Raw genomic sequence first — 12225 nt, 5'->3', positions numbered from 1 at the left:
GGAGTATCCAATGGCAGTAGATAGACGAGGATTCCTTAAGTTTGTTGCAGGCGCCACGACTGGCGTTCTGGCTACTCCCGTTCCTTGGAAGCTCCTTGATGACGCGAGTATCTGGACTCAGAACTGGTCCTGGATTCCACGAAACGTAGACGGTGAAAACACCTACGTTTCAACCATCAGTAAACTATGTCCTTCAGCTGCGGGCATGAAAGTTCGTTTGGTTGGCGAGCGTCCAGTACGCGTGCTTCCAGATGATAACCACCCTCTTTCTATGGGTGGCATCACTGCTCTCGCTGCAGCAGAAGTTCAACTAATGTACTCTCCTTCCCGTGTGAAACGTCCTCTTAAGCATGCTGGTGACGGCGCTTATGTTGCGATTTCATGGGAAGAAGCAGAGAAAATGCTCAAAGAAAATCTCAGAAGAGCAGGTTCCAAAGTTGCTTATGTATCCGGTGACGAAACCGGTACTATCAACGAACTTCTTTCCGCTATGGCGAAAGAAAGTGGTTCCGATGACTTCTACGTCATGCCTTCAGAGATTCAGCCAGCAGCACTTGCTTTTGCCAATATGAACGGCAAAGGTCAGCTTGGCTATGACATCGAAAATAGCGACTACGTGTTTGCTATCGGTGCCAACATCCTTGAGTCATGGGGAACTGTGCTTCGCAACCGCGCTGCATATAAAAAGTCCCACCCTGCTGCAGAGAAGCCAACTGTTAAGTTCGTCTACGCAGGCCCTGTGCAGAATAACACTGCTGCAGGTGCAGACGAATGGTTACCAGCAAAATCCGGTGCTGAAGCAATCGTTGCAATGGGCATTGCAAACCTGCTTATCAAATCCGGCGCTTCAGTTAATGCACCAGACTTTGCAGAGTTCAAAGCGCTTGCCGCTATGTACACTCCGCAAAAGGTTGCTGCACTCGCTGGCGTTGCTCCTGCTAGGCTTAAAGCTATCACGGCAGAGCTTTCAAAAGCTCAGCGTCCTATTGTTCTTACCGGTTCTGAATTCGGTCAAGGCACAGGCGTTGCAACTGTTCTCGCTGGTACCGCGGTTAACATGCTGCTCGGTAGCTTTGGTCGCGAAGGCGGCGTAAAAGCTCTTCCTTTGGCACCGAAAGTTATTGCTTCCGGTATGGATCGTTCTGAAAGCGCTCAAAAAGACCTTGTAGCTTACCTTTCCCGCATTAGCGCAGGTAAAGTTCCAATGCCTCGTGCAATGGTCTTCTACGAAGCAAACCCAGTATACGGTCTGCCACAGCCTGCAGCTATGGCTAAAGTTATGGATAAGGTTCCTTTCAGAGTAGCTTTCACAAGCTTCCTTGATGAAACAGCGAAAGCTTGTGACCTTATCCTGCCTACTCCGCTCGGTCTTGAACGCTTCGATGACGTGGAAACACCATACGGCATCGGTCAGGCATTCTATGGTCTTGCTCGTCCAGTTGCGCCTTGCGTAATTGACGGCAAACCAGCTGCTGACGTTCTTCTGAGTGTTGCTGGTCAGCTCAACATGGACCTCGGCTTTGCAACGTTTGAAGAAATTCTTCAGGCAAAAGCAGAAGCTGCGGGTGCTGATTGGGAAAGCCTGATGGAAGGCGAATTCTTCACAAGCGATGCTGTTGCAGAACAGTCTGGTCTGCGGCTTGCCGCAGGCGTTATAGGTAAGGCACTTGCTGCTGCACCTAAGGCTGCAAAACTGAGCATTGCCCCTGTGCAGAAGCTTAACATCGGTACCCCAAACACCGCTATTCCACCTTACAACAACAAAACAATTCGTCGCTGGGAACTCCAGAAAAACGAAATGTATGTTGCGATGAACGGTGCTACGGCGCGTGAGCTTGGCGTTATGAAACATGAACGCATCAAGCTCAGCAATTCCAGTGGCAGCATCCAGGCCCGTGTGAACATCTTTGAAGGCGTTATGCCAAATACCATTGCAGTGTTAATGGGCTTTGGTCACACCGCATTCGATGAGTTCAGTAAAGGCAAAGGCGAAAACGTCATGGAGCTGCTGACTGTTGGTTATGAAGCCGGCACCGGACAGTCTGTCTGGAACGTTGCTGGTGTAAACGTCAGCAAGGCATAAGGGACGAGCGTCATGGAAACTAAAGAATTCACTATCAAATGGGGCATGGCGATTGACCTCGACAAATGTACCGGTTGTGGTGCTTGCATGGTTGCATGTCAGGCAGAAAACAACTTGGCGCCAGTCGCTGATGCTTCCAATAAAATCAAAGTAATGAACTGGATCACGGTCTACGAACTGTCCAACGGTAAACCTTACCCTGAACACGACGTAGCCTACCTGCCTCGCCCTTGTCAGCAGTGTGGTCATCCGCCTTGCGTTTCTGTTTGTCCGGTTATCGCGACAGACAAAAACGAAGAAGGCGGAATCGTCAGCCAGGTAACTCCTCGTTGCATCGGCTGTCGTTACTGCATGGCTGCCTGCCCTTACCACGCACGCTACTTTAACTGGCGTGACCCGGTATGGCCTGGTGGACTTGAAAAAGCTCTTACTCCTGACGTATCTGTACGTCCTCGTGGTGTTGTGGAGAAATGTACTTTCTGTCACCACCGCTGGATGGCTGCAAAAGACAAAGCTATCGTTGAAGGTCGCGATCCTATGGATCTGGCTGAAGGCGAATACGTTACTTCTTGTACCGAGGCATGTCCTAACGGTGCAATAACCTTCGGTGACCTTAACAACGAAGAACATGAAGTAACGAAGCTTGCCAGCTCCAAACACGCTCACAGATTGCTCGAACGTCTCGGTGCCGACACACAGGTTTACTATGTAAGCCGTCGTGAATGGGTACTGCGTCAGCTCGATAACTATCTGGAAGACGAAAAGGTTAAGGGGTAACAGTCATGGGAAAGAACTACTCTCTTCCTGCAGATCATGAACTCTTCCCGGAAGGCGCATCACGTTGCTCTCTGACGAAGTTTTCAGTCTGGATGGGACTTGTCGGTGCTGTAGCTCTTTGGGGTCTTTACGCTGCATTTAGAGTGCTCGCGGAAGGACTTGGCGTTACAGGCCTTGATGACTACTTCGGCTTTGGTCTCTGGATTACCTTTGACCTTGCTGTTATTGCTCTCGGTGCTGGTGCGTTCTTCACCGGTCTGCTCAGATACATCCTGAACATTGACCCTCTGAAGAACATCATTAACCTCACCGTGATTATTGGTTTTATTTGCTATTCCGGTGCTATGCTCATTCTCGTGCTCGACGTTGGTCAGCCGATTCGTGCATGGTTCGGGTACTGGCATGCGAACGTACACTCCATGCTTACAGAAGTTATTTTCTGTATTACTTGTTACCTGATTGTTCTGATCATTGAATATGTACCTCTGGTACTTGAGCAGAAACAGCTTAACAAGATTCCAGTACTGCATCATCTCGCGCATAACCTGCACGTTTGGATGCCTCTGTTTGCTGGTATCGGTGCGTTCCTTTCCACTTTCCACCAGGGTTCACTCGGTGGTATGTACGGCGTTCTTTTTGGTCGTCCTTACGTACTCCGTGATGGTTTCTTCATCTGGCCTTGGACATTCTTCCTCTTCGTTATTTCCGCAGTTGCTTCCGGTCCGGTATTTACCGTTCTTATCGCAACACTCATGGAAAAAATGACTGGCAAGAAACTGGTTAGCTGGGAAATCAAATCCCTTATGGGTAAAATTGCCGGTGCCATGCTGCTTGTATACCTCGTATTCAAGTTCGCAGACACCTACGCATGGGCAGTGGATGTACTGCCTCGTTCCGGTCTTACTTTTGACCAGAACTTTTACCAAACAATCTACGGCAAGTGGCTCCTGTGGTCAGAGCTGTTCCTGTGCGGCATTGTTCCGTGTGTAATCTTACTTACACCGAAACTGCGCAACACTCCTGCTCTGTTCTACTCTGCTGCTCTGCTCGATTGTGCAGGCATTACTATCAACCGTTATGTATTTACGGTTCAGGCTCTCGCGATGCCAGTAATGCCTTTCGATAGTTGGGAAATATATGCACCAAACTGGGCAGAATGGGGTGCAACAGCACTCGTAGTTGCCTATGGCGCTATTATTCTCAGCTTGTCATATCGTTACCTGCCGGTTTTCCCGCAGGAACGCGCACTGAATGCGACTAAGTCCAGCTAGGATTTAGTTACAGATAAGTAAGCTCAAAGTCAGTTGAACCCCGGCCGGACCCCACCCGTGCCGGGGTTCTTCGTTTTAAAGCTGCCGCCAGCAGAGCACAATATCTGCACTGGAACTCCGGTTGAGCTATCCCCTTCAATACTAGGGATACAATAAAAAATTTTAGCCTCCACAGCCTCACGACCTCGCTCTGCTGACGTGAATAATAAAAGAAGAACTGCCCTATCTATGGAGATAGGGCAGCTCTTCTTCATTTCAGGCAAACAGGAGGTATTAGCGGTGAGACAAAATAATAAGCGAGCTTAGCAAATGCGTCGCACGGAAACTCGTTACACCCACAGATAGAAAATGAAGGTAAACAAAATAAGCGAGCAAGCACGGATGCTCTGGTTGCAGACGACAAGCCAGAAGGCGATGCGTGACGGAAATATTCCCATATAAATTGGAATTTGGTGTCGGATAGCACGCATTGGCGATGAAAGAATATTACCAGCGAGTAAAGCCAGCACAACATCTTTTGCTTGAATCGAGCCTTCTGTAAGCAAAGCCCCTGCGGCAGCCATAGACGCTGTCATTTCGGCAGCGAGGCTAAGAATAAGTACGCCTGCGGCTTCTGGTTTAATAAATGGCAGCAGGCCGTTATTACCGCCAACCACGTCATTCAAAGCCTGAAACACACCCAATCTGTTTAAAATAAATACGACTGTGTACACAGGAATTGTGACGAGCAGAACTCGTCGGATTCTACGAATAAAAAGAGACGTCACTCGCTGAATTACTTCTTTTGCGCCGTTTGGAGCATTATCATCAAGCTCACATGTGACGCATCCCTCAGGTGTCGGCGGCAGGACAAAACGTCCGGCAATAACCGTCACCAAAGTTCGAAACAGCGCCGCTGAAACAACTACCCCGACATACCAGAATGCCGCTTGCCCTAAAAAAGGAACCGCGAGAAAAAAGAGTGATGGAAGATGCAAGAACAAAACTGGCGTGCTGTTCAGCAAATTGGAAAAAAAGAGTTCCTTTCGAACAATTTTTCCCTGCTCATATTGTTCTGCAAGATACGTATTTGCCGTGATGCTTGAAAAGAATGCCATGGTAAATGCAGCGCCTGAAACATCCTGTAAATGTGCCATCCGCACCAATGGAGCCGATATTTTTGTAAGGAAACGTCCCCAGTGCAGGGCTTCGATAATATTGCCGATAGCCAGACCGAGTGAGATCGAAACAATGAGTCTCAGCAGCGGACCAAAAAGTCCGTTCCAAAGTACGTCGAAGTCCATAAACGAGAGAAATTCTGTGTGCATACTCCATTCCTACCACAGTTTGCGGCAATAACAAATCCACCAAAAAGCTGAATCGCTTTGTATTACTTACTTTCTATCTGTCTGAAGTTTTTTTCTCCATGGTTGGAGAAAACTTTCTACAGACAATTCTTACGGGACGAGCATGTTGTTTATCAACCCATGCGACAAAACATCACAATACTGTTTCCATAAAAAAAGGCTATCCCAACTCTATGTTGAGACAGCCCTTACTGGTATTCAAATCAGCAATTAAGCTGCTTCGTGACCTACGTCGCGAGGCAGATTAGGCTTGGACGCTTCAGCCCGCGCAAGATCATCACATCGCTCGTTTTCAGGATGTCCACTGTGCCCGCGAACCCAGTGCAGAGTCACATCGTGCTTTTCGAGATACGGAAGCAGTCGCAGCCAAAGATCTTTGTTTTTGACTGGCTTTTTCGCAGCATTCTTCCAACCATTTTTCTGCCAGTTTACGAGCCACTTTTTCTCTACGGCATTTCGCACGTACTGAGAATCTGTGTAAAGATCGACTTTGCATCGCTCTTTGAGCGCGGCAAGCCCTTCGATGACTGCAAGGAGTTCCATCCTGTTGTTGGTGGTCAACGCAAAGCCACCTGAAAGTTCTTTGTCTGTATCACCAAAACGCAGAACGGTTGCCCACCCACCGGGGCCGGGGTTACCAAGGCATGAGCCGTCTGTATAAAGGAAAATATGTTTCATAATACAATTACTCGCATACTATATTGATTGAAGAAATGGACACGTAATGACCATATGCTTTTGGAACATGGGTCAACGTATGTCCAGTATGGAACATAAAAAAAGGCGTTCGGCTAGCTTTATTCATTATGAAGGCAATCCCTTACATGGATACATATTATATAGGTTGAACTCCTATCTATGAAAAAAAAGCTTACACTGCGGTGAGTTCCGGATATACTAACGACGACTTGCTCAAACAACGCGTTCGGATGCATCAATATAATGCATGGCATCAACATACCGTAATTTTACAAGGAAAAATATGATCAATACAACAGGTCTCATTAAATGGGTGTTCATCATATTCTGTGCACTCGTCCTTGCCGGCTTTCTCTTTTTTAGACAGCATGGCTCTAAATCGGCTGATATGACAGAGAAACTCGGCGTCACAAACGGCCAACTCGCTGCTATGCCGGAAACACCGAATGCCGTGTCCAGCCAGACAGATGTTACATCTAAGTATGTCGCACCGCTGCCTATGGCTGGTTCAGTGCAGCAAACGAAAGCGAAAATTTTAGAATGCTTGCAAGAGATGGGGCATAACTCAATAGTTTCTCAAAATGATGACTATATCCATGCGGTCTTTGTTACGCCGTTTATGCAATATCATGATGATGTTGAATTTTACATTGATACGGTAACGCATCTCGTACAATTCCGATCTGCTTCACGTGTCGGCAAGTCTGATTTTGGCGCAAACAAAGCGCGATACGATAGCTTTAAGAAACTCTACCTTCCTCAATAATTTCTGGTAAAAAAAGAAGAGCGGCAGGCCGGATGGCTTGCCGCTTTTTTTATATTTGTTGTTTGGGTAACGGGCTATTGTCCGCCCATGTCATCCCATAATTTTTGAAGTGCTGTTGCTAAACCAAGTTGCCACTGATTCTTTTCAAAATACGGCGTAAAATATACATTTTGCAAATTGTACATGTATTCTGCTCCCAACGCTTTTCGTAGCAAAGGAGGGAATTCAACCAGAACCTGACGAGTATACGGGTTAATACCGATAAACACAGTTTTTGTGTCCAGCTCTGCTGGCAGAACAACCGGAGTATTACGCACCTGCACACGCAACTTCAGCCCATGTGTTTCGCGCATTGCCGAAGCAAATTCACGCAACGCAGTTTGCTGGGAAGAAGTCAGCGTTTCTGTCTGATCGTACACAGATCCACGAGAACGAATCTCTTTGTAACTATGTTCGGTCTGATACCAAAATGCTGCGGCTACTGCTGCGAATACCGCCAGCAGCAACATGGCACGCAAAAAGAATTCACCAGAAGAGTTGGCTCGGATTAACGGCCCACGTCTATTTCTAAAAAATCCCATCTGCTCTCCGGTTCTACTGCAGTGCTATCCGCGCCGCAGGCTGTTATCTACTCTCCGCACTGAGCCATTTCTTTAATGGCTGTGGCGTAAAGCTTTGCTACTTCGTCCATATACTCGGTGTCAATTCCGCCTTTCCATGTAACTACTTCTGTAAAGCGTTTTGGAATTGTAACGGCATCCACATCAAATCCGGTTTTGCACTTCAACTGCCAACGCAATTTCTGAATATATTTACCGGCCTCTTCAAGGTTATCGGCAATTTTTTCAAAACCTGCTGCTGTAAGAGCTTCTTTTAATTTTTCCGGCCCGTATGTGCCGCGGGCAAAAAGACAGCCCATCATGCAGTTGATGTAAATTCGACCTCGCTCGTCTTCGAGCATAAATTCGATTGCCTTTTCTGCATTCTTCTCAGTGTTGTTCTGATCAAAGGCGTACCCGCCAGTATCAAGATGAGAATGACGGAAGCCGTAAGCTGAAGCGACAAAGAAGACTTCACCAGTTGCATAGCCCGCCATTTCCTGCCCGAGAACACAGGCAAAATCTTCGCCACCGTACAACTTCGCAGCGACCATAGAGCCACGAGAAAGAGCCTGATAAAATGCATTCTCACCAGAGGCAATAAATTTAAGTCCTTCAAGGAACCCTTTCATCTCGCCGAATTTGAGATCAGCAATGGTTTCCTCTTTGGAGATAATGCCCTTTTCGGTTGCTTCAGCTGCCCATGCAAGGGCAACACCCGCGCTCATGCAATCAAGTCCGAGCTTCTCTGTTTCATCCAGCAGAGCCAGCACATCTTCGGCAGTTGTAATGCCAAGCATACTACCCTGTGCAAAAATAGGCTCGTAATCATACGATACTTGTTTGTAGAGGAACTCGTGCTCGCTTGCAAACTGCTGACGTAACAGACCAATATGAATACACGCGACAGGACACCCTGCACATGCAGCCTGACGAAGTAAAAGCCTTTTCGCAAACGTTTCGCCTGAAATATCTTCAACACGCTCATCGTGCGTTTTTTGTAAATTGTTCCACGGCAACGCTTGCAGCTCGTTCAACGGAATCAAGTTTTGGGGAGTACCTAAGTCATGGTACTTTTTCATCTTACCTGTTTCAGTGATATCTTGATAAATATCTTTCATCATATCGGTATAGGCTTTTCCTTCCGGTAAATCGAAAGAGCCGTCACCGGAAACAATAATACCTTTAAGGTTCTTAAAGCCCATTGCTGCGCCGGAACCTAACCGTCCAAAATGACGGAAGGAGTCTACGTTGATGCAGGCATACGCCACACCACGTTCTCCAGCTAAACCGATACGGATAGAGGAACGGTGTCCTGCATTCTTTTTCCCGAATCGTCGTAAATATTTACCTGTGGCAAAAACGTCTTTTCCACGAAGATACGTAACGTTTTCCACTTCGCAGGAACGCGAGCCAACAACAAGAGCACTCAGCTTCTTTGCCTTTCCGGTAATCATCAACGCATCGTAACCGGCAAAGCGGATAGACAGAGCAAACCGCCCACCTGCGTGGCTTTCTGCCCACTCTCCAGTGTACGGAGAACGGAACCCGCACACGACTTTACTCATAAGTGGATAGAAACCTGTAAGAGGGCCTACTGCAAATATTAACGGCTGGCGCGGATCATCTGCCGGAGCATCAAAAACGCCGTACCGTTCGTATAAAACTGCCGCAAGACCACTGCCGCCGATATGCATGTGGCGGTCTTCGATCATCAACGTTTCACTTTTGCCGGTATCAAGATTTACATGCAATACGCGTGAGAAGTTTGGATCCATTTTCATAATCAGGCTCCCTTATTCTTCTTCGTGCGTCGGAATTTCACGCAGCTCTATACAGTTGTGCGGGCAAAACGGCACGCAACGTCCACAATGGATACAAAGATACGGCAGATCGCTTTCTGTCTCGTAATAAATCGCATCCACAGGGCACACTTCCGCACACTTTCCACATTTAATACACTTGTCGTGCTTTACGATAACCCCGCCGCCCTTTCGCTGTTTAAGGGCTTGAGTCGGGCATACTTCTGCGCATGGTGCCGGATCGCAAGCCACACAAAGCCGTGCTTCAAATCCGGTGGTTAAGCCGCCTGCTGAAGAAATACGGATTCCTGCAGTATTCCATGACAATTTTTTATGAACAAGCCGCGCACAGGCCAGTGAACAGGAATGACATCCAATACACTGTTCCATACGAACCGCTTCAAGTCTTTTCATACTAACTACCTGCTGTTTATCCTCTAAAGAAAAGGGTTACCACATTCCTCTATTATTACTGTGCCGCTCATTCAAATCCTTGATATTTTCACAGACGGGATACTCAACATACGTACATTTTTTCTATTTGTGCCTTTCTTCATGTGAAGAACACAAAACATACGCGTTGTGCAGTCGAGTTTATGCCAACTCCCGTCTAGTATCCGGCACAGTTAAGGAACCATTCTTGTAGGTTACCACATTTATCACGAAGCTGTGTTTGCGCATTCGTGATCTGCCTATGTTGGATTATATCACAGCTATGGCTCACTTTTAGACCTTTTTTCTTAAACACATTCCCCTATATCTCCACAAACGTGAATTCTATAGTGAAATTTATACAGGGACTTATAATAGTTACGGCGAATGCAGCTTGACCTATTCAGACAACTACCCTAGATTTCATATATTATGAATTGGGATTGGGAAAAACTGCAAGAAAAGCGGCAGAGGCAATCGGGGCAAGGGCCTAACTGGGGTGGAACACCTCCAGAAGGCAATGATTCTGACCCGATCGGCGATGGCCTAAAGAAACTCCGAGGAATTAACTTTCCTGCGGGCAAGCTCGTTCTTGCCCTAGTAGTTCTTTTTTGGCTCGCATCCGGCATTTACATTGTGCAACCTGATGAAGAAGGTGTTGTCCTCCAGTTCGGCAAATATGTTGCCACAACTGGCCCTGGACCACATTACCATCTTCCTTACCCTGTTGAGACAGTTTATAAACCTAAAGTGTCTCAAATCCGCCGTATTGAAGTCGGGTTCCGATCTACTGGTAAAGCATCGTCTTTCCAGCAGGGACAGTCCCGTACTGTAAAGGCGGAGTCACTCATGCTTACTGGTGATGAGAACATCGTCGATGTTCAGTTCATTGTTCAGTACCGCATCAGCAACGCTGTGGACTACCTGTTTAATGTTACCCAGCAGGCTGTCACTGTTAAAAGTGCTGCCGAAGCCGCCATGCGCGAAGTTATCGGCCACAACCAGATTGACAATGCTCTGACTGAAGGGAAACTGAAAATTCAGAACGACTGCCGCCAGCTGCTGCAGGATATTCTGAATCGCTACAAAGCAGGTATTCAGATTGTTGCGGTGCAAATGCAGGACGTTCATCCTCCTAAAGAGGTTGTTGACGCATTTAAAGACGTTGCAAGTGCCCGTGAGGACCGCAGCCGTATTATCAACGAAGCTGAGGCCTACAGTAACGACATTCTGCCAAAAGCACGTGGTGCTGCAGCAGAAATCGTTAACAAAGCAGAGGCATACAAAGAGTCTACCGTTAGCAAAGCTCAGGGTGATGCATCACGATTCCTTGCAATCCTTGCTGAGTATAATCAGGCTAAATCCATTACCAGAAAGAGAATGTATTTAGAAGCTATGGAAAACGTTTTCAGTGGTTCCGGAGTTAACAAAGTGATTGTACCTAACAAAGGCGTTGCTCCAACCATTCCATTTTTACCACTCAACGACAGCAGTAACAGCATGATGAAGGGGAGTAAGTAATGAAAAAAACAACTACTCCTATCCTAATTTTGCTGGTTCTTATTGTCGCTGTAGTATTCCAGTCTGCCTTTATTGTTCAGCAGACTGAAAAGGCTATTGTTCTCCAGCTTGGTAAACCGGACAATAATATCTACGGACCTGGTCTGCACTTCAAAATCCCGTTCATCCAGAACGTCATCTACTTTGATGCTCGTCTTCTGGAGTACGATGCACAGCCTGCGGAAGCCCTTACAAAAGACAAAAAAGCTCTTGTATTGGACAACTACGCTCGTTGGAGCATTGTGAACCCTCTCCTCTTCTACCAGACCGTTCGTACAATTCCGGGTGCTCAGGCACGCCTTGATGATATTGTATACTCCCAGTTGCGTGCAGCGCTTGGTCATTACACGCTTACTGAAATTGTTTCGACTGAACGTGACAACATCATGCAAATGGTTACCAAACGTTCATCAGAATTAATTTCTGCATACGGTATCAAGATTGTTGATGTGCGTATTAAACGCACCGACCTTCCACCGGAGAACCAGCGTGCTATTTTCGGACGTATGCGTGCAGAACGTGAACGTCAGGCAAAGCAGTACCGCTCCGAAGGCCAGCAGCAGTCTATTACTATTAAGTCTCTGGCAAACAGAGAGCGTACAATCATTATTGCGAAAGCAAACAAAGAGTCCGAGATCATCCGTGGTCAGGGCGACGCTACCGCAACTAAGGTTTACGCAGAATCACTTGGTAAAGATGAAGAGTTCTACAACTTCCAGCGTTCACTGGAAGCATATAAGGACAGCTTCAAAAACAATACTCGCATTATCGTGACACCGGACAACAAGTTCCTTCAAGAAATGCAGTAGAAAAAACAATGCATAAGAGCGTAGCAGCATCATTTGAAAATGCCGCTACGCTCTTTTTTATGTTTACATTTTTTCTGATGA

The 12225-nt window shown here is 46.9% G+C and carries 11 protein-coding genes; 6 read left to right on the top strand and 5 right to left on the bottom strand.

Annotated features, from left to right (window positions below):
* Window positions 1-10: 10 nt before the first annotated feature.
* The 3 genes from qrcB to qrcD are packed head-to-tail and all read left to right on the top strand — an operon-like array spanning window position 11 to window position 4131.
* A complete protein-coding gene (qrcB, locus tag ACZ5V1_RS16810; protein WP_464389825.1) occupies window positions 11-2083 on the top strand; it encodes a menaquinone reductase molybdopterin-binding-like subunit QrcB in 2073 nt (690 codons plus the stop codon).
* Between the two features lie 12 nt (window positions 2084-2095).
* The gene (qrcC, locus tag ACZ5V1_RS16805) at window positions 2096-2860 is read left to right on the top strand and encodes a menaquinone reductase iron-sulfur cluster-binding subunit QrcC (RefSeq protein ID WP_464389824.1); all 765 of its coding nucleotides are present in this window, start codon (window positions 2096-2098) and stop codon (window positions 2858-2860) included.
* 5 nt (window positions 2861-2865) lie between these two features.
* Window positions 2866-4131 carry a menaquinone reductase integral membrane subunit QrcD gene (qrcD, locus tag ACZ5V1_RS16800; protein WP_464389823.1) on the top strand — a complete coding sequence of 422 codons (1266 nt, stop codon included), beginning with the start codon at window positions 2866-2868 and terminating at the stop codon, window positions 4129-4131.
* 329 nt (window positions 4132-4460) lie between these two features.
* Here the strand turns inward: qrcD and ACZ5V1_RS16795 are convergent, their stop codons facing one another.
* Window positions 4461-5438, bottom strand: a complete 978-nt coding sequence (locus ACZ5V1_RS16795) for a hypothetical protein (protein ID WP_464389822.1) — start codon at window positions 5436-5438, stop codon at window positions 4461-4463.
* A 249-nt stretch (window positions 5439-5687) separates the two neighbouring features.
* Entirely contained in the window at window positions 5688-6155 is a 468-nt protein-coding gene (rnhA, locus tag ACZ5V1_RS16790) for a ribonuclease HI (protein ID WP_464389821.1), read from the bottom strand.
* 304 nt (window positions 6156-6459) lie between these two features.
* On the opposite strand from rnhA, the gene ACZ5V1_RS16785 reads away from it, so the two are divergent.
* Entirely contained in the window at window positions 6460-6942 is a 483-nt protein-coding gene (locus ACZ5V1_RS16785; protein ID WP_464389820.1) for a DUF1499 domain-containing protein, read from the top strand.
* 74 nt (window positions 6943-7016) lie between these two features.
* Here the strand turns inward: ACZ5V1_RS16785 and ACZ5V1_RS16780 are convergent, their stop codons facing one another.
* Genes ACZ5V1_RS16780 through ACZ5V1_RS16770 form a run of 3 tightly spaced genes read right to left on the bottom strand, consistent with a single transcriptional unit; the run spans window position 7017 to window position 9757 of the window.
* The gene (locus ACZ5V1_RS16780) at window positions 7017-7523 is read right to left on the bottom strand and encodes a TPM domain-containing protein (protein WP_464389819.1); all 507 of its coding nucleotides are present in this window, start codon (window positions 7521-7523) and stop codon (window positions 7017-7019) included.
* A 47-nt stretch (window positions 7524-7570) separates the two neighbouring features.
* Window positions 7571-9325, bottom strand: a complete 1755-nt coding sequence (locus ACZ5V1_RS16775) for an aldehyde ferredoxin oxidoreductase N-terminal domain-containing protein (RefSeq protein WP_464389818.1) — start codon at window positions 9323-9325, stop codon at window positions 7571-7573.
* Window positions 9326-9337: 12 nt separating this feature from the next.
* A complete protein-coding gene (locus ACZ5V1_RS16770) occupies window positions 9338-9757 on the bottom strand; it encodes a 4Fe-4S binding protein (RefSeq protein WP_160712128.1) in 420 nt (139 codons plus the stop codon).
* A gap of 450 nt (window positions 9758-10207) precedes the next feature.
* Here ACZ5V1_RS16770 and hflK point away from each other — a divergent pair, with 450 nt between their 5' ends.
* Window positions 10208-11296 (top strand): FtsH protease activity modulator HflK, encoded by a 1089-nt coding sequence (hflK, locus tag ACZ5V1_RS16765; protein WP_464389817.1) that lies wholly within the window; start codon window positions 10208-10210, stop codon window positions 11294-11296.
* Window positions 11296-12144 (top strand): protease modulator HflC, encoded by an 849-nt coding sequence (hflC, locus tag ACZ5V1_RS16760; protein WP_464389816.1) that lies wholly within the window; start codon window positions 11296-11298, stop codon window positions 12142-12144. The genes hflK and hflC overlap by 1 nt, the downstream gene beginning before the upstream one ends.
* Window positions 12145-12225 lie beyond the last annotated feature (81 nt).

The organism is Halodesulfovibrio oceani subsp. galateae (genome assembly GCF_055397225.1).
Note: the sequence above shows the minus strand (reverse complement) of the source record. Positions and strands in the feature narration are given on the sequence as shown.

What these genes read in the sequence shown, in the direction of transcription:
- qrcB (WP_464389825.1), top strand. Translation starts at nt 11, where the DNA reads ATGGCAGTAGATAGACGAGGATTCCTTAAGTTTGTTGCAGGCGCCACG.
- qrcC (WP_464389824.1), top strand. Translation starts at nt 2,096, where the DNA reads ATGGAAACTAAAGAATTCACTATCAAATGGGGCATGGCGATTGACCTC.
- qrcD (WP_464389823.1), top strand. Translation starts at nt 2,866, where the DNA reads ATGGGAAAGAACTACTCTCTTCCTGCAGATCATGAACTCTTCCCGGAA.
- ACZ5V1_RS16795 (WP_464389822.1), bottom strand. Translation starts at nt 5,438, where the DNA reads ATGCACACAGAATTTCTCTCGTTTATGGACTTCGACGTACTTTGGAAC.
- rnhA (WP_464389821.1), bottom strand. Translation starts at nt 6,155, where the DNA reads ATGAAACATATTTTCCTTTATACAGACGGCTCATGCCTTGGTAACCCC.
- ACZ5V1_RS16785 (WP_464389820.1), top strand. Translation starts at nt 6,460, where the DNA reads ATGATCAATACAACAGGTCTCATTAAATGGGTGTTCATCATATTCTGT.
- ACZ5V1_RS16780 (WP_464389819.1), bottom strand. Translation starts at nt 7,523, where the DNA reads ATGGGATTTTTTAGAAATAGACGTGGGCCGTTAATCCGAGCCAACTCT.
- ACZ5V1_RS16775 (WP_464389818.1), bottom strand. Translation starts at nt 9,325, where the DNA reads ATGAAAATGGATCCAAACTTCTCACGCGTATTGCATGTAAATCTTGAT.
- ACZ5V1_RS16770 (WP_160712128.1), bottom strand. Translation starts at nt 9,757, where the DNA reads ATGAAAAGACTTGAAGCGGTTCGTATGGAACAGTGTATTGGATGTCAT.
- hflK (WP_464389817.1), top strand. Translation starts at nt 10,208, where the DNA reads ATGAATTGGGATTGGGAAAAACTGCAAGAAAAGCGGCAGAGGCAATCG.
- hflC (WP_464389816.1), top strand. Translation starts at nt 11,296, where the DNA reads ATGAAAAAAACAACTACTCCTATCCTAATTTTGCTGGTTCTTATTGTC.